The 15,869-nt window shown below is 63.1% G+C and carries 16 protein-coding genes and 1 riboswitch; of the genes, 14 read left to right on the plus strand and 2 right to left on the minus strand.

What is annotated here, in order from left to right; all coding sequences use genetic code 11:
- Positions 1-58 precede the first annotated feature (58 nt).
- A complete protein-coding gene (locus ACRZ94_RS08430) occupies positions 59-403 on the plus strand; it encodes a hypothetical protein (protein ID WP_480652203.1) in 345 nt (114 codons plus the stop codon).
- Between the two features lie 195 nt (positions 404-598).
- Here ACRZ94_RS08430 and ACRZ94_RS08435 read toward each other — a convergent pair whose 3' ends face one another.
- Positions 599-1,555 (minus strand): NAD(P)-dependent oxidoreductase, encoded by a 957-nt coding sequence (locus ACRZ94_RS08435; protein WP_480652205.1) that lies wholly within the window; start codon positions 1,553-1,555, stop codon positions 599-601.
- Between the two features lie 144 nt (positions 1,556-1,699).
- Positions 1,700-1,907, plus strand: a riboswitch (cobalamin riboswitch).
- An 83-nt stretch (positions 1,908-1,990) separates the two neighbouring features.
- Between ACRZ94_RS08435 and ACRZ94_RS08440 the strand changes: the two genes are divergently transcribed.
- From ACRZ94_RS08440 to cobJ, 7 genes are read left to right on the plus strand one after another with little or no spacing between them, the layout of a single operon-like run.
- Positions 1,991-2,380, plus strand: a complete 390-nt coding sequence (locus ACRZ94_RS08440; protein ID WP_480652207.1) for a DUF1636 family protein — start codon at positions 1,991-1,993, stop codon at positions 2,378-2,380.
- Entirely contained in the window at positions 2,377-3,432 is a 1,056-nt protein-coding gene (cobW, locus tag ACRZ94_RS08445; RefSeq protein ID WP_480797124.1) for a cobalamin biosynthesis protein CobW, read from the plus strand. The genes ACRZ94_RS08440 and cobW overlap by 4 nt, the downstream gene beginning before the upstream one ends.
- Before the next feature lie 3 nt (positions 3,433-3,435).
- Positions 3,436-6,729, plus strand: a complete 3,294-nt coding sequence (gene cobN / locus ACRZ94_RS08450) for a cobaltochelatase subunit CobN (protein ID WP_480797125.1) — start codon at positions 3,436-3,438, stop codon at positions 6,727-6,729.
- Positions 6,726-7,847 carry a precorrin-3B synthase gene (gene cobG / locus ACRZ94_RS08455; RefSeq protein WP_480797126.1) on the plus strand — a complete coding sequence of 374 codons (1,122 nt, stop codon included), beginning with the start codon at positions 6,726-6,728 and terminating at the stop codon, positions 7,845-7,847. The genes cobN and cobG overlap by 4 nt, the downstream gene beginning before the upstream one ends.
- Complete coding sequence (locus tag ACRZ94_RS08460) at positions 7,847-8,476, plus strand: precorrin-8X methylmutase (RefSeq protein ID WP_480797127.1); 630 nt, start codon at positions 7,847-7,849, stop codon at positions 8,474-8,476. The genes cobG and ACRZ94_RS08460 overlap by 1 nt, the downstream gene beginning before the upstream one ends.
- Positions 8,473-9,201 (plus strand): precorrin-2 C(20)-methyltransferase, encoded by a 729-nt coding sequence (locus ACRZ94_RS08465; protein ID WP_480652216.1) that lies wholly within the window; start codon positions 8,473-8,475, stop codon positions 9,199-9,201. The genes ACRZ94_RS08460 and ACRZ94_RS08465 overlap by 4 nt, the downstream gene beginning before the upstream one ends.
- On the plus strand, positions 9,198-9,950 hold the full coding sequence (cobJ, locus tag ACRZ94_RS08470; RefSeq protein WP_480652218.1) for a precorrin-3B C(17)-methyltransferase: 753 nt from the start codon (positions 9,198-9,200) through the stop codon (positions 9,948-9,950). Before ACRZ94_RS08465 ends, cobJ begins: the two co-directional genes overlap by 4 nt.
- On the opposite strand, the gene ACRZ94_RS08475 is transcribed toward cobJ, so the two are convergent.
- The gene (locus ACRZ94_RS08475) at positions 9,923-10,672 is read right to left on the minus strand and encodes a cobalt-precorrin-6A reductase (protein ID WP_480652220.1); all 750 of its coding nucleotides are present in this window, start codon (positions 10,670-10,672) and stop codon (positions 9,923-9,925) included. The genes cobJ and ACRZ94_RS08475 overlap by 28 nt on opposite strands.
- Here ACRZ94_RS08475 and cbiE point away from each other — a divergent pair.
- From cbiE to cobF, 6 genes are read left to right on the plus strand one after another with little or no spacing between them, the layout of a single operon-like run.
- The gene (gene cbiE / locus ACRZ94_RS08480) at positions 10,671-11,870 is read left to right on the plus strand and encodes a precorrin-6y C5,15-methyltransferase (decarboxylating) subunit CbiE (RefSeq protein WP_480652222.1); all 1,200 of its coding nucleotides are present in this window, start codon (positions 10,671-10,673) and stop codon (positions 11,868-11,870) included. The genes ACRZ94_RS08475 and cbiE overlap by 2 nt on opposite strands.
- Positions 11,867-12,235 carry a cobalamin biosynthesis protein gene (locus ACRZ94_RS08485; RefSeq protein WP_480652224.1) on the plus strand — a complete coding sequence of 123 codons (369 nt, stop codon included), beginning with the start codon at positions 11,867-11,869 and terminating at the stop codon, positions 12,233-12,235. Before cbiE ends, ACRZ94_RS08485 begins: the two co-directional genes overlap by 4 nt.
- Positions 12,232-13,026 (plus strand): precorrin-4 C(11)-methyltransferase, encoded by a 795-nt coding sequence (gene cobM, locus ACRZ94_RS08490; protein ID WP_480652226.1) that lies wholly within the window; start codon positions 12,232-12,234, stop codon positions 13,024-13,026. The genes ACRZ94_RS08485 and cobM overlap by 4 nt, the downstream gene beginning before the upstream one ends.
- Positions 13,019-14,347: a cobyrinic acid a,c-diamide synthase CobB gene (locus ACRZ94_RS08495; protein WP_480652228.1), complete on the plus strand. Its 1,329-nt coding sequence runs from the start codon at positions 13,019-13,021 to the stop codon at positions 14,345-14,347. Before cobM ends, ACRZ94_RS08495 begins: the two co-directional genes overlap by 8 nt.
- Positions 14,344-15,072, plus strand: coding sequence for a uroporphyrinogen-III C-methyltransferase (gene cobA, locus ACRZ94_RS08500; protein ID WP_480797128.1), 729 nt, complete (start codon positions 14,344-14,346; stop codon positions 15,070-15,072). The genes ACRZ94_RS08495 and cobA overlap by 4 nt, the downstream gene beginning before the upstream one ends.
- Positions 15,065-15,811: a precorrin-6A synthase (deacetylating) gene (cobF, locus tag ACRZ94_RS08505; protein ID WP_480797129.1), complete on the plus strand. Its 747-nt coding sequence runs from the start codon at positions 15,065-15,067 to the stop codon at positions 15,809-15,811. The genes cobA and cobF overlap by 8 nt, the downstream gene beginning before the upstream one ends.
- Positions 15,812-15,869 lie beyond the last annotated feature (58 nt).

The raw sequence follows: 15,869 nt of genomic DNA on the forward strand, positions 1-15,869 counted from the left end.
GTGTACACCGGTTCGATTCCGGTACTCGCCTCCACTACTTTTCAATGGGTTAGAAGCATTGGCAATTTCTGCCGAAGCGCATTTTACAATCCATTTTACAATTCCGTTCACGCTTTGCTCTCCTTGGCCTCACTTAGAAGCGTCAAAACGTCATCAGTTTCACCCGGCGAAACCTGCGCGTAACGCTCAATCATTGCCGCAGCAGTGCGCAGAGAGCCTGACTATCGAACTGAGGATAGCGCCACCCAGCGAAACAGAGGAAGATGACGCGGACGAAACCGTTGATGAGAGTGAAGCCGAAATCTACGATCAATTGTTGGAAACGCAAAACCAGTTGATCTTCCCAGAGCCTAGTGATGACCCAATTCTCGGGATACCAAAACTAAAAGATGATGAAGGTTAAGGCGATTTGGTTGTGAGAGAGTTCGCAACCAAATCCCGCAACAAATCCCGCAACATTTCTTGGTTACGAAGAATGTGAGATTCGCTTAAGTATCTGTTTTATTATCAATTAGTTCAGAGTGGGTTCGATTTCAAAACAGGTACTCGCCTCCACTTCTCCAGTTTTCGGCCAACCGACCAAAGCCCTTCGCTTGCGTCATTCGGCCCCACGCCCTTGGGGGATGACCTCGTATCCGGGTTCTTCGGGCTCATCGTCCAGCATCTCAGTCGGAAAACCCGGCGCGGTGATGTTCAGACCTGTGGCCTCTTCCAGCCGCTTGATGATATTGGGCGACAATTCGCGCGGGCCAAAGCGGGCAATCCCGTCGTCAAAGATACGGATCATCGCCGGGTTGATCTCAAGCGGGACCCCGGCCCGGTCGGCGACGTCCTGAAACAGGCCGATATCCTTTTTCACAAGGTCCATCGTGAACGAAATATCGCGTGAGCCGTTCAGGATGACCTGGCTTTCGGTCTCATGCACAAAGGACGTGCCAGACGAGATCTTGATGGCCTCGTAGGTCGTGTTCAGGTCCATACCCGCAGCTTTGGCCGTCACCAGCGCCTCGCAGCATGTGATCAGGTTGGCCGTGGCCAGATAGTTGGTCATCACTTTCAGAACCGAGGCCGTGCCCAAATCGCCGGTATGCAGCACCCGGCGGCCCATCGTGGTCAGGAACGGCAGGATGCGCTCAAAGGTATCGCGGTCACAGCCTGCGAAAATCGAGATATTACCCGTCGCCGCCCGGTGGCATCCGCCTGACACAGGGCAATCGACAGCCGCACCACCGGCCTTGATGACCATGGCGCCAAGGCGCTTGACCTCGGCCTCGTCGGTGGTGGACATCTCCATCCAGATTTTGCCCGGACGGACCTCGGGCAGCATCTCTTGCATCACGGCGTCTGACGCGGTCGGGGAAGGCAGGCACGTGATCACCGCCTCGCAATCGCGCATCAGCTGGGCCGGTCCCTCGGCCGCTATGGCCCCTTTTGCCACAAACGCTGCGACCAAATCCGGATTGAGATCGTGAACCGTCAGATCAATCCCGTTGCGCAACAGCGAACCTGACAGCTTGCCGCCGACATTGCCCAGCCCGATAAACCCTACCTTCATGCGACACGCCCTCCCGCTTGTGTTCTGGTTCCATGCCAGCACGTTGGCAACCGGGGATCATGCCGCCCAGCGACGCAGACAGGTCGCTTTTTACCCGCCCTGCCGCGGATCGGCGCGACTCGCTTGACAAGCGGGCCAACACTGCCGCATGTCGCTGTCGTTGGTGTCTGCATGTGCAGATGAAAAGGGAATGCGTCAGCGGGTCATCCGTCAAACGCAGCCGCCCCCGCGACCGTGACCGGAGAGGGTGCCCAAAGCCACTGGCCCAATAGGACCGGGAAGGCGGGACATCTGCCAGAGTGATCCTCTGACATCCGCAAGCCGGGAGACCTGCCAGCGCCCGAACTAGAAACCGGACGGGGTGATCCGGTGTCGGGTCCATGTACCGACGTGGCCCGCATGAAACCCCGTCCCCCGCGAAGAGGATTTGGGGGGATGAGAGACGTGACCGAAAGCGCGCCAGTCGAACTACTGGTCTGCACCACCTGTCGCCGTGGCCTGCCGGTTGAGGATGACGCCCAACGGCCCGGCACCTTGTTGCACAAGGCGCTGGCAGAGGCCGAGTTGCCCGAGGGGATCGAGCTGAAACCGGTCGAGTGCCTGTCGAACTGCGATCAGGGGTGTTCAATCGTGCTGCGCGGTGGCCCTGCGCGCTGGACCTTTGTCTATGAGAACCTCAATGAAACCGACCATGTCGAGACCATCATCGAAGGCGTGACCAAATATCTCGCGACCGAGGACGGTCTGGTCAAATGGCGCGAACGCCCTGAACATTTCCGCAAAAACTGTGCGGCCCGCATTCCCCCGATTGGAGCCCTGAAATGAGCACTCTTGAAAAACTTCCCGTCACTGTGATCACCGGCTTTTTGGGCTCGGGCAAAACCACCTTGGTGCGTCACCTAATGCAGAACCCGCAGGGCAAACGTCTGGCCGTTGTGGTCAACGAGTTTGGCGATGTGGGTGTGGATGGCGACATCCTGAAATCCTGCGCCATCCCGGATTGCCCGGCCGAGAACATCATGGAACTGGCAAATGGCTGCATCTGCTGCACCGTGGCCGATGATTTCATCCCCACGATTGAGGCGCTTATGGCGTTGGAGCCGCGCCCGGATCACATCCTGATCGAAACCTCTGGCCTCGCCCTGCCCAAGCCGTTGCTGAAGGCGTTCGACTGGCCCGATATCCGCTCGAAGATCACTGTGGATGGCGTGATCGCGCTGGCCGATGCCGAGGCCGTCGCCGCCGGTCGGTTTGCGCCCAATGTCGAGGCGGTGGATGCCCAGCGTCTGGCCGATGACTCGATTGATCACGAAACACCCCTGTCCGAGGTGTTCGAAGATCAGATTTCCTGCGCCGACATCATCCTGCTGACCAAGCCTGATCTGGCTGGCCCCGAAGGCGTGGCCAAAGCCAAAGAGTTCATCGCAGCCGAGGCTCCGCGCCCCCTGCCTGTCGTCGAGGTCGCCGAAGGCGCTGTGGATGTGCGCGTCGTGTTGGGTCTGGAGGCCGCGGCAGAGGATGACATGGACGCGCGTCCGTCGCATCATGACGGCCACCACGATCACGAACATGACGATTTCGAAAGCATCATTGTCGAGCTGCCGGAACAGACCGATCCTGCCGATCTGGTGGCGAAAATCGAACGCCTGGCAAATGAGAAGAACATCCTACGCGTCAAAGGTTATGCCGCCGTACAGGGCAAACCGATGCGTCTGCTGGTGCAGGCCGTGGGTGCGCGCGTCCGTCACCAATATGACCGCCCGTGGGAACCCGGCGAAGAGCGTCGCTCGCGTCTGGTCGTCATTGCCGAGCATGACGACATCAAAGAGGCTGAAATCCGCGATATCCTCGTGGGCGTGACCGAGGCCGCCGAGTAAGCCATGCACGTCGTCTTTCGCGAAAGCCACGGGTTAGAGGAAACCGAAACCCCAACCGATCTGGGCCAGAGCCCTGCGGATTTGGTGGTGCTGTCCTTTTCGGACAGCGACCTTGGCGCTTTTGCGGCGGGCTGGCATCGCGGTGGCGGGCCCGAAGGGCGCATGCCGACAATGCGGCTGGCCAATCTGACGGCGCTGAAACATCCCCTGTCCGTTGACACCTATGTCGAACAGACGTTGGAGGGGGCAAAGGGCATCCTGATCCGTCTGATCGGCGGGGTGCCCTATTGGGCCTACGGGTTGCAGCAGGTTCTGGCGCTGGCGCAGGCCAAGGGATTGGCTCTGGCCGTCCTGCCCGCCGATGGGCGCGAAGATACACGATTGGATGAGTTTTCCACCCTGCCCGTCTCAACCCTGCGCCGTCTGGCGCATCTGTGTGACACGGGTGGCGAAGTTGCAGCGCAGGCCGCGCTGGCGCAAATGGCATTGGCCGCCGGGCTTTATGCCGGGCCGGTGATGGGTGCGAAAACCATCCCCGAATGCGGTGCATGGTGCCCGGATCGCGGCGTGATTCCGATGGATGAAGCGTTCTCTGGCGATGCCAAACGCATCCTTGTGACCTTCTACCGCGCCTATCTGACATCCGCCGACACCGCGCCCGTTGCGGCTTTGATCCGCAGCCTGCGTGACCGTGGGTTCAATGCGGTTGGCATGTTCGCGCCATCGCTGAAAGCGCCGGCAGCTGCCGAGTGGCTGCGGGAAAACATCACCGCACTGAAACCATCGGCAATCATCAACGCCACGTCTTTTTCGGGCAAAGGCGCGTCGGGCACTTCGCCCCTTGATGCAGGCAATGTTCCTGTGTTTCAGGTCGCGCTGGCCACCTCGCGCCGCAAAGCCTGGGCCGAGGCCGAACGGGGTCTGTCGCCCGCCGACCTTGCCATGCACGTGGTGCTGCCCGAGGTGGACGGGCGTATTTCGGCGGGCATCGCTTCGTTCAAGGAACCGGGTAAGCGCGATCCGCATCTGGAGTATTCGCGCTTTGCCCACCGGGCTGAACCCGAACGGATCGAGGCGATTCTGGACCGGGTCACTGGCTGGCTGAACCTGTCAGATGCGCCCAAGGTGGATCAAATCCCTGCCCTGGTGCTGTCCACCTATCCCGGCAAAGACTGGCAAATGGCCCATGCCGTAGGTCTGGACGCACTGGCCTCTGCCGAGGCGATGCTGTCCGACTTGCAGGCCGAAGGCTATGACACCGCGCCCGCCGAACCGATTTCTGAGTCTCTGCTGGACGCGCGGCTTTCGTGGCCGCTGTCAGAATACCTGACCGCACTGGCCGAATTGCCCGAGAACTTGCAGTTGGATCTGCAAACTGTCTGGGGCAACCCCGAAGACGACCCGGCATTCTCGGACGGTGCGTTGCATTTCACTGCCCTGCGTCGCGGCAAAGCTCTGATCGCGCTGCAACCCGAGCGCGGCACGCCCGAGCTGCGCGATGACGACTATCACGATCTGTCCCGCACCCCGCGCCACAGCTATGTGGCCTTTTACCTGTGGCTGCGCAAAAGCCTCGGCGCAGATGCGCTGATCCATATCGGCGCGCATGGCACGCTGGAATGGTTGCCGGGTAAATCGGTCGCCCTGTCCGCTGATTGCTGGCCCGAAGTGCTGATCCGCGATCTGCCCGTCATCTATCCGTTTATCGTCAACGACCCCGGCGAAGCCGCGCAAGCCAAACGCCGGATCGGAGCTGTGACGCTGGGCCATATCCCGCCCGCGCTGAAGGAAAGCGGTACGCCCGACCGGATGGTGCGGTTGGAGTCACTTCTGGACGAATTCTCGAACGCCGACGGACTAGACCCCAAACGCCGCGACCGGCTGCAGGAAGACATCCGGGATGAGGCGCAGGCCATCGGGCTGGAAAGCGATCTGGGGCTGGATCAGGCCACCTGCACCGCCGAGGCGATCACCCGTATCGACCGCTTTGTCTGCGACATCAAGGAAAGCCAGTTCGGCGGCGGGCTGCACATCTTTGGCCGGGTTCCGCAAGTCACCGGCAATTTCGACCCCGCGCCGTCGGCCCATGCCGAGCGCGAGGGCTTGCTGGCTGCGCTGGCAGGCAAACGGATTGAGGCCGGTCCGTCCGGTTCGCCTTATCGCGGGCGTTCGGACGTGCTGCCGACGGGGCGGAACCTCTATACCACGGACCCGCGCTCGGTCCCGACCCGCGCGGCATATACCCAAGGCGTGAAACTGGCCGAAGAATTGGTGCGGAGACATCTGCAAGAGGAAGGCGACTATCCCAAAGGGCTGATCGTCGACCTTTGGGGCTCGGCCACAATGCGCACGGCGGGTGAGGAATTCGCCATGGCGCTGCACTTGCTGGGCGTCAAACCGATCTGGGATAAAGGGTCCGAGCGGGTTTCAGGCATCGAGGTTCTGCCGATCACCGACCTCAGCCGCCCGCGACTGGACGTAACCCTACGGGTCTCAGGCCTGTTCCGCGACGTGTTTCCGACGCTCTCGGCGCTGTATGGTCAGGCGATCCGGGCATTGGCTACGCGGGATGAGGCCGCAGACTGGAACCCCTATGCCGGTCAGGAACCAGCAGCCCGTGTCTATGGCCCCGCCCCCGGCAGCTATGGCGTGAACATGACCCAATTGTCAGAGGTCTACACCGACGAGGCCCGCGCACAGGCGGGCGAAGCGTGGCTCAACGCCAGTTCCTTTGCGCTTGAGGGCGAGCATATCGCGCAGGACAAGGACGGGATCAAACAGCGCGTCGCCAACGCCGACAGCTTTGTCCACCTTCAGGACCTGACCGAAACCGATCTGCTGCTGGCCAATGACTATGCCACCCATGAGGCCGGGTTTGCCGCTGCCAAAAAGATCACTGGCGGCACCGCGCAGCTGTATCATCTGGACAATACCAACCCGGAAAATCCTCGGGCCCGCACGTTGCCCGAGGAGATCAGCCGCGTGGTCCATGCCCGTGCGGCCAATCCCGGCTGGATCGCCGGGATGCAACGCCACGGGTTCCGGGGTGCGGCCGAGATTGCGGCAACGCTGGATCACATGGCCTCGTTTGCGCATCTGTCGGGCACGGTAGCACCGCATCTCTTCGACCTGTACCACGATGCGACACTGGGCAATGAAGACGTGGAAGCCTTTTTGGCCGAGGCCAACCCAAAGGCCCATCAGGCCATGCAGGACCGGTTCCGAGCGTTGCTGGAGGCAGGGCTTTGGAACACGCGCCGGAATTCAATCCGTGCGGAACTTGAGGGCTTGCGATGACTGCTCCGGTCGTTCAGGGCTGGTGCCCCGGTGCGCACCGACCAATGATGTCCGGCGATGGGCTGGTCGTGCGCGTACGCCCCCGGCTGGCGCGATTGACGGCGGAACAGGCTGTGGGTCTGTGCAATCTGGCGGACCGCTTCGGCAATGGCACAATCGATCTGACCAACCGCGCCAACCTGCAACTGCGGGGCGTGGCCGAGGCGGACCATCAGCCGTTGCTGGCTGAACTCGCCGCGCTGAACCTGCTGGATGCCGAACCGGGCATCGAAGTGCGTCGGAACATTCTGGTCTCACCGCTGTATCGCTCGGGCGATTTGACCGCGCGGTTGGCGCAGGCGTTGATCGACCGGCTGGCCGAACTGCCTGCGCTGCCCGCCAAGTTCGGCTTTGCCATCGACACCGGGCCCGAGCGCCTGCTGGCCGGGGACTCGGCGGATATTCGATTGGAGACTGGCCCGAATGGCCTGATCCTGCGTGCTGACGGGGCTGATAGCGGAATGGCGGCAGAGGAAGCCGAGGCCATCGATTACCTGATCGCTCTGGCCGAGTGGTTTGCCCGCACCTACACGCCCGAAGCCCGCCGCATGGCGCGCGTGGTCGAGACCTTGCCGCAGGAGTGGCAGGGCAGCGCCCCGGGGCGCGTGGGGACACCACTGCAACCGGGCACTTGCGAACAGGGCGTATTCTATGGCGCGGCCTTCGGGCAACTGCCTGCGCGCCCGTTGCGAGAGCTGGTTGAACACAGCGGTGCCAAGGCCCTGCGGGTCACACCGTGGCGGCTGATCCTGCTGGAAGGCGGGGCGGCGATACCCGCCCCGGCCTTCGTCACGGATGGCTCTGACCCGCTTATGACCACGGACTCCTGCCCCGGCGCGCCATACTGCCCGCAGGCGCAGGTGGAAACCCGCGCGATTGCCCGCGCGCTGGCGGCACGCGTTCCCGGCAGCCTGCATGTCTCGGGCTGTTCCAAGGGATGCGCCCGCATGGGGGCTGCCGATGTCACATTGATCGGCCATGAAGGGCGATTTGATCTTGTCAAACAGGGCCGCGCAGGGGATGAGCCCTGCCAGCACGGCCTGACCGAAGAAACACTGATGAACATGGACTTCACCTGATGCCCTACACTTATGAAACCGATGGCGCGGCGATCTATAAGGAAAGCTTTGCCACCATCCGGTCCGAGGCCGACCTAGCCCGGTTCGACGCGGACGAGGAGCAGGTTGCCGTCCGCATGATCCACGCCGCTGGCATGGTCGGGCTTGAGGAATTCGTCCATTTCTCGCCCGGTTTTGTGGCCGCCGCCCGCACTGCGTTGGAAAATGGCGCACCCATCCTGTGCGATGCGCGCATGGTCAGCGAGGGTGTGACACGCTTTCGCCTGCCCGCTGACAACGAGGTGATTTGCACCCTGCATGACGAACGTGTCCGCCCTCTGGCCGCTGAAATGAGCAATACGCGCTCAGCCGCCGCGCTGGAGCTGTGGCGCCCGCACCTTGAGGGCGCTGTGGTCGCTATCGGCAACGCGCCGACCGCCCTGTTCCACCTGTTGAACATGCTGGAAGACCCCGATTGCCCGCGCCCCGCCGCAATCATCGGCTGCCCCGTGGGCTTTGTCGGCGCGGTTGAATCCAAGGATGCCCTGTGGGAGGCGCAGCCTGTGCCCTCTTGCATCGTCAAAGGCCGCCTGGGCGGCAGCGCCATCACCGTAGCCGCCGTCAACGCCATCGCGAGCCGCGCAGAATGAGCGGCGGCACCATCTATGGCGTGGGCCTAGGCCCCGGCGATCCCGACCTGATGAGCGTCAAGGCGGATCGGCTGCTGCGCAACGCGCGCCACGTGGCCTTCTTTCGCAAACCGGGCCGCAGCGGTCAGGCGCGCAAGATCGTCAACGGGATGATCCCCGGTGACGCCATCGAATTTCCCATGGAATACCCGGTCACTACCGAAATTCCGCTGTCGGATCCGCGCTATAACGCATTGCTTTCGGCTTTCTACGAAGACTGTGCGGCGCATCTGAAGAGGCTGTCGGATCAAGGTGAGGATGTCGTGGTCCTGTGTGAAGGTGATCCGTTTTTCTACGGGTCTTTCATGCATCTTTACAGTCGCTTACGTGACCAATCTGATGTCGAAGTCGTGCCAGCCATCACCGGCATGTCGGGGGCGTGGACCGCGACGGGCGACCCGATCACGTGGGGCGACGATGTGTTGACCGTGCTGGTTGGCACCCTGCCCGAGGACACTCTGGCAGAGCGTATGGCGCAGACGGATGCTCTGGTCGTGATGAAGATCGGGCGCAATATCGACAAGGTGAAACGTGCGCTGAAAACGGCGGGCCTTTACGACCGTGCATGGATTGTCGAGTTCGCGCAAATGCCGAACCAGACGGTCACAAAGCTGTCCGAAGCGTGCGAGAAGGTTACCCCTTATTTCTCGATCATCATCGTGCATGGTCAGGGGCGGCGGCCATGAGCGGCTGGGTCAAGATCGCGGGCCTGGGCCCGGGCAACGAAGATCTGGTGACGCCCGAAGTTTCAGCGGCTTTGGCCGAGTCGACAGACATCGTGGGCTATATTCCTTACGTCGCCCGCGTGGCTGAACGTCCGGGCCTGACCCTGCACGCCAGTGACAACCGGGTTGAGATCGACCGCTCGCAGCATGCGCTGCAAATGGCGGCTGAAGGCAAGCGTGTTGTCGTGGTCTCCTCGGGCGATCCCGGCGTGTTTGCAATGGCGGCGGCGGTGTTTGAAGCGCTAGAGAATGGCCCGTCCGAGTGGCGCAACACTCCCATTGATGTTCTGCCCGGCATCACCGCGATGCTGGCCGCATCTGCCCGTGCGGGTGCGCCTTTGGGGCATGATTTCTGTGCTATCAACCTCAGTGACAACCTCAAGCCTTGGCCCCTGATCGAGAAACGTCTGCGGCTGGCGGCACAGGCAGATTTCGCGATGGCGTTTTATAACCCGCGTTCGAAATCCCGCCCGGAAGGCTTTGTAAAGACGCTGGAAATCCTGCGGGAAGAATGCGAGCCCGAACGCCTGATCCTGTTCGCCCGTGCCGTGTCGCGCGCGGATGAAGCGATCCGCATTTCGACCCTTGCCGAGGCAACGCCCGAGATGGCTGACATGCAAACGGTTGTGATCGTTGGGTCGTCCCTGACCCGCGTGATCGAGCGTGACGGCGCCCCGATCGTCTACACCCCGAGGTTCACCCCTGAATGAGCCAGCCAGTCCAGAACCTGTGCGACACTCGACAACTCGGTCCGCTGCGGCAGGGCCGGACGGTCGATCATCAGCACCGGCAGGCCCAGCGCCCGCGCCGCGTCCAGCTTGGCGCGCGCGCCAGAGCCGCCTGCGTTCTTGGACACGACCAATTGGATCCCATGGCGCTGCATCAGCGCCTGATCATCGGCCACCGAGAACGGCCCACGCGAAACGACGACATCGCAGTTCGGCAAGGGCAGAGCGCCGGGTTCATCGACCAGCCGCAGCAAATAGCGATGCTGGGGCTGGGCCGCGAATTCTTCAAGATGCATCCGGCCCACGGCCAGAAAGACGCGCTGTGGCGCACCGGACAGCGCGGCGACCGCGCCTTCGATATCCGGAACATGCTGCCAGCGATCCCCGTCTTGCTCTTCCCACGCCGGGCGGGTCAGCGCGGCCAAGGGCACCTCGGCCTGATGGCAGGCAGCCACCGCATTGCCGCTCATTTGGGCAGCGAAAGGATGCGTCGCGTCGATCACGTGGGTTATAGTATGATCGCGCAGATAGGCGGTCAGACCGTCCATGCCACCGAACCCGCCCACACGCACCGGCAGGGGCTGCGGGCGCGGTTTATCAACGCGACCGGCATAAGAATAGGTGGCCGTAACCCCCTGTTCGGCCACAGCTTTGGCCAAGGCGTTGGCCTCGGTCGTACCGCCAAGGATCAGGAGGTGTGTCATGCATGAAGCTCCGTGGCTGACCGTTCTGGGCTTGGGCGAAGATGGACTGGATGGCCTGCCACCGGCAAGCCGTCAAGTGCTGGAGCGCGCGGAAATCATAATGGGGCCGCCGCGACATCTGTCACTGGTGCCCGACACCCGGGCCGAGCGTGTGGAATGGCCGGTGCCCTTCGCCGAGGGCCTGCCGATTTTGACCGAATTCCGAGGGCGACCCACCGTGGTGCTGGCCTCGGGCGATCCGTTCTGGTTTGGTGCGGGCTCGGTCATCGCGCGTAATTTTGAGGCCGGCGAATGGGCGGCCCTGCCCGGTCAATCGACTTTTTCGCTGGCCGCCGCGCGGCTGGGCTGGCCGCTGGAGGCCACGCTGACCTTTGGCCTGCACGCCGCGCCCCTGACGCGGCTGCGTCCGCACCTGTCACCGGGCCTGCGCGCCATTCTGCTGCTGCGCAATGGGGCTGCGGTGGCGGAACTGGCGACCTACCTGACCGAAACCGGCTTTGCCGACACCCGTCTGCACGTGATGGAGGCGCTTGGCGGCCCCCGCGAACGCGCGCGCACCGTCTCACTGACCGAGGCCCTGCTGGGTGGGTTCGATCACCCGGTCTGCGTCGGGCTGGAGGTTGCGGGCGCGGGCCGCGCGCTGCCCAAATCCTCGGGCAAACCGGATGAGATATTCGAGACCGACGGCCAGATTACCAAACGCCCGATCCGGGCGCTGACCCTTTCGGCACTGGCCCCGCAGCGTGGCGAGCATCTGTGGGACATCGGCGGCGGCACCGGGTCGATCAGCATTGAATGGCTGATGTGTGACCCGACGCTGACCGCAACCACGATCGAACCCCGCGAAGATCGCGCCGAGCGTATCCGTCGCAATGCCGACGCGCTGGGACAGGATCGGCTGAACGTCATCCACGGCACCGCACCCGATGCATTGAAGGGCCTGCCCCTGCCCGATGTGGTCTTTATCGGCGGCGGGCTGAGTGCTGCGCTGCTGGAGTGGCTGCAGGTCAGCCTGCCGGCGGGCACCCGACTGGTGGCCAATGCGGTGACGCTCGAAAGCGAGGCGACACTGGCCCAATGGCATGAGAAACTGGGCGGTGATCTGCTGCGGATTGAACTGGCTCAGTCGGCACCGCTGGGGCCCCGGCGTGGTTGGAAATCGGCTTACCCCGTGGTGCAGTGGAGCGTCACGCTATGATCGTTGCGGGCCTTGGGTTTTCGTCCACCGCGACCGTGGTCAGCCTGCGCGCGGCCTTTGCGGCGGCCACCGCTGACCACCCCGTCAGCGCCTTGGCGACTGTTGCGGACAAGGAAGGCCACGCCGCCCTGACCGCATTCGCCGCCGCCACCGCCCTGCCCCTGCATTTCATCGCGCCCGCTGATCTGGCTGGGCAGCGTACCCTCACCTGCTCGACCCGCAGCCGCGCCAGCTATGGCACCGGCAGCGTGGCCGAAGCATCCGCCCTTGCCGCCGCCGGTTCCGGTGCGCGGCTGCTCTCACCCCGACAGATTTCAGACGACCGGCTGGCCACCTGTGCCATAGCCATCGGAGGACAGACATGACCGTTCATTTCATCGGCGCCGGACCGGGCGCTGCCGACCTGCTGACCCTGCGCGGGCGCGACATCATCGCGTCCTGCCCCGTGTGCCTCTATGCGGGATCATTGGTGCCCGAGGAAATTTTGGGCCATTGCCCCGAGGGGGCCAAGATCATCAACACCGCGCCAATGGATCTGGATCAGATCATGGCCGAGATCGACGCCGCCCATAAGGCCGGTCACGATGTCGCCCGCCTGCATTCCGGCGACCTGTCGGTCTGGTCGGCGATGGGCGAACAAATCCGCCGCCTGAAAGAGATGGGTATCCCGGTCAGCGTGACCCCCGGCGTTCCGTCCTTTGCCGCCGCAGCCGCAGCTTTGGGCACGGAACTGACCCTGCCCGGATTGGCGCAGTCGGTCGTTCTGACCCGCACGCCGGGCCGCGCGTCCTCGATGCCCGAGGGTGAAACGCTGGAGAACTTTGCCCGCACCGGCGCGACGCTGGCTATTCACCTGTCGATCGGCAATCTGGATAAGGTGATCGCCGACCTGACCCCAGCCTATGGGGCCGATTGCCCGGTGGCCGTGGTCTATCGCGCCAGCTGGCCGGATGAGCGCATCATCCGCGCGACGCTGAACACTCTGAAAGACGCGCTTGACGACAGCATCGCGCGTACCGCGCTGATCATGGTCGGCCCGGCACTGGCGGGTGAAGGGTTCGACGAAAGCTGCCTGTATTCAAAAGATTACGACCGCCGCTATCGCCCGCAAAGCGCCGACAGCCCGTGGTCAAGCTGGAGCCCCGAGGATGAATGACGCGATGACGAACCCGCCGGGCCTTTTGATTTCTGCGCCCTCTTCGGGGACGGGCAAAACCACCGTCATGCTGGGTCTGCTGCGGGCGCTGGCCGAGGACGGTTTGACCGTTCAACCGTTCAAGAGCGGCCCGGACTATATCGACCCAGCCTTCCATCAGGCGGCGGCGGGTCGGGCCTCGTTCAACATCGACAGCTGGGCGATGGGTGATCCATTGCTGAACGCCATTTCTGCGCAAGCCAAGGGCGCGGATATCGTGGTCGCCGAAGGGTCGATGGGGTTGTTTGACGGCGTTGCCAAGCCCGGAGAGCTGGGGCATGGATCAAGCGCCGAAACCGCGCTGCGCATGGGCTGGCCGGTGGTGCTGGTGCTGGATGTGGGCGGTCAGGCGCAATCGGCGGCGGCCACGGCGCTGGGTTTCAAAATGTACAACCCCGACCTGCCTTTTGCCGGTGTGATCCTGAACCGTTGCGCCAGCCCCCGGCATGAGCGGCTGACCCGGCTGGGGATGGAGCGGGCGGGCCTGCCGGTGCTGGGCGTTCTGCCCCGTCGTGGCGACCTGACCCTGCCCGAGCGGCATCTGGGGCTGATCCAGGCGGTGGAACACCCCGATCTGGAAAGCGCGATTGCCGGGTATGCTGAATTTCTACGCGAGCATGTGGACTTGGAGGCGATCAAGCGGGCGGCCTCCTCAGGCCCGAATGGGCCATCGTCAGCCGCGCTGCCGCGGCCCCCGGCCCAGCGGATCGCGCTGGCACGGGATGCGGCGTTTTCGTTCACCTATCCGCATTTGCTGGAAGGCTGGCGCGCTGCGGGGGCCGAAATCCGCCCCTTCTCACCTTTGGCCAATGAGGCCCCGGCAGCCGATGCCGATCTGGTCTGGTTGCCGGGTGGATACCCTGAATTGCATGCTGGCACTCTGGCCGCTGCTGAGACGTTTTTGACCGGTCTACGCAAACATGCCGAGACCAAACCGGTGCATGGCGAATGCGGCGGATACATGGCTTTGGGGCAGGCTTTGGTCGACAAAGACGGAGTGCAGCATCAAATGGCCGGTTTGCTGGGGCTGGTTACGTCTTATGAAAAGCGCAAGTTCAACCTGGGCTATCGCAAGGCCGAACTTTTGGCCCCGATGCCGGGGTTCGCGTCCGGAACTGCCCTGCGCGGACATGAGTTCCACTATTCCTCAATCGTCGAGCAACCGGATGCGCCACTGGCCCGCGTTTTTGACGCCGAAGGGGTCGAGGGGCCGCAGACCGGATCAGTACGCGGCAACGTGACCGGCACCTTCTTTCACCTGATCGCGGAGGCCACGGCATGAGCGGTTTCGTCTCATTCATCGGCTCGGGCCCCGGTGACCCGGAATTGCTGACGCTAAAAGCTGTGGACCGGATGCAAAAGGCCGATGCCGTGCTGTTTGATGACCTCAGCAGTGGCCCGATTCTGGGCCATGCGCGCGACGAGGCCGATCTGGTGGGGGTCGGCAAACGCGCCGGGCGCCCCTCGCCCAAGCAGAACCATGTCAGCCGTTTGCTGGTGGACTATGCCAAGACCGGAGCCCGCGTGGTGCGGTTGAAATCCGGTGATGGCGGGCTGTTCGGGCGGCTTGAGGAAGAGCTGGTGGCCCTGCGCGAAGCCCGGATCGAATACGAGATCATCCCCGGCATCCCCTCAGCCGTTGCAGCGGCGGCGGCAGCCGGCATCCCTTTGACCCGCAGGTTGACCGCGCGGCGTGTGCAATTCGTCACTGGCCACGACGTCAGCGGCAAGCTGCCCGAGGACCTGAACCTGACCGCTTTGGCCGACGCGGATGCGACCACCGTCGTATTCATGGGCAAGCGGACTTTCCCTTTGCTGGTCAAGGCCCTGCACGCGCATGGCCTGCCGCTGGAGACCCCGGCGCTGATGGCAGAATCCGTCTCGACCCCTGATCAGAAACTGCATCGCGCCACGATCGGCGCTTTGTCCGAAAAACTTGCGGATGAGATCGGCACCGCCCCGGCACTGATCCTTTACGGCCCTTTGGCAGAGTTTGACGATGTATGATCTGACCCTGATCGGTATCGGCACCGGCAACCCCGATCACGTGACCTTGCAGGGGGTGCAGGCCATTCGGGACGCGGACCTGATCCTGATCCCCCGCAAGGGCGAGAATAAGGCCGATCTGGCCGGGCTGCGGGAAGAGATCATCGCGACGGTCACCGATACGCCGCCCCAGATCGCCTATTTCGACATCCCCAAGCGCCGCTCGGATGACGGGTATCTGCGCGGGGTGGATGAATGGCATGACGCGATTGCCGTGCGCTGGCACGAGGCGATCCAGGCCCACCCCGAAGCGCAACATGTGGCGCTGCTGATCTGGGGCGATCCGTCGCTTTATGACAGTTCGCTCAGAATCGCCTCACGTCTTTATCCGCAACCCAAGACGCGGGTGATCCCGGGCATCACGGCGCTGCAGGCGCTGACGGCGGCGCATGCGATTCCGATCAACGATCTGGGTGCACCTTACGTAGTCACGACCGGGCGGCGCATTCGGGATGAGGGGTGGCCTGCAAGTACCTCAAAAGTTGCGGTTATGCTGGATGGCGAGTGTTCGTTCCAAAGCCTTGAGATGCAGGATTATGACATCTGGTGGGGTGCCTATGTGGGCATGAAAGAGGAATTGCTGATCAAGGGGCCTTTGGCGCAAGTGGCGCAGGACATTCTGGATACGCGCGCCCGGGCCCGCGCCGATCATGGCTGGATCATGGATATTTACCTGCTGCAAAAGCGCACAGAAATGTGAGTGCGCAGACCCGCGTTCTCTGGCATCAAGGACGCAGTGTTTTGCCGGAGGTGTCACG

The organism is Ruegeria sp. CH10 (genome assembly GCF_056537125.1).

Bases quoted from the DNA above. Each gene is read 5' to 3' on its own strand.
- ACRZ94_RS08440 (WP_480652207.1), top strand. From the start codon at position 1,991: ATGAGAGACGTGACCGAAAGCGCGCCAGTCGAACTACTGGTCTGCACC.
- cobG (WP_480797126.1), top strand. From the start codon at position 6,726: ATGACTGCTCCGGTCGTTCAGGGCTGGTGCCCCGGTGCGCACCGACCA.
- ACRZ94_RS08475 (WP_480652220.1), bottom strand. From the start codon at position 10,672: ATGACACACCTCCTGATCCTTGGCGGTACGACCGAGGCCAACGCCTTG.
- cobJ (WP_480652218.1), top strand. From the start codon at position 9,198: ATGAGCGGCTGGGTCAAGATCGCGGGCCTGGGCCCGGGCAACGAAGAT.
- ACRZ94_RS08485 (WP_480652224.1), top strand. From the start codon at position 11,867: ATGATCGTTGCGGGCCTTGGGTTTTCGTCCACCGCGACCGTGGTCAGC.
- ACRZ94_RS08495 (WP_480652228.1), top strand. From the start codon at position 13,019: ATGAATGACGCGATGACGAACCCGCCGGGCCTTTTGATTTCTGCGCCC.
- cobF (WP_480797129.1), top strand. From the start codon at position 15,065: ATGTATGATCTGACCCTGATCGGTATCGGCACCGGCAACCCCGATCAC.
- cobN (WP_480797125.1), top strand. From the start codon at position 3,436: ATGCACGTCGTCTTTCGCGAAAGCCACGGGTTAGAGGAAACCGAAACC.
- cobM (WP_480652226.1), top strand. From the start codon at position 12,232: ATGACCGTTCATTTCATCGGCGCCGGACCGGGCGCTGCCGACCTGCTG.
- ACRZ94_RS08465 (WP_480652216.1), top strand. From the start codon at position 8,473: ATGAGCGGCGGCACCATCTATGGCGTGGGCCTAGGCCCCGGCGATCCC.
- cobA (WP_480797128.1), top strand. From the start codon at position 14,344: ATGAGCGGTTTCGTCTCATTCATCGGCTCGGGCCCCGGTGACCCGGAA.
- cobW (WP_480797124.1), top strand. From the start codon at position 2,377: ATGAGCACTCTTGAAAAACTTCCCGTCACTGTGATCACCGGCTTTTTG.
- cbiE (WP_480652222.1), top strand. From the start codon at position 10,671: ATGCATGAAGCTCCGTGGCTGACCGTTCTGGGCTTGGGCGAAGATGGA.
- ACRZ94_RS08460 (WP_480797127.1), top strand. From the start codon at position 7,847: ATGCCCTACACTTATGAAACCGATGGCGCGGCGATCTATAAGGAAAGC.
- ACRZ94_RS08435 (WP_480652205.1), bottom strand. From the start codon at position 1,555: ATGAAGGTAGGGTTTATCGGGCTGGGCAATGTCGGCGGCAAGCTGTCA.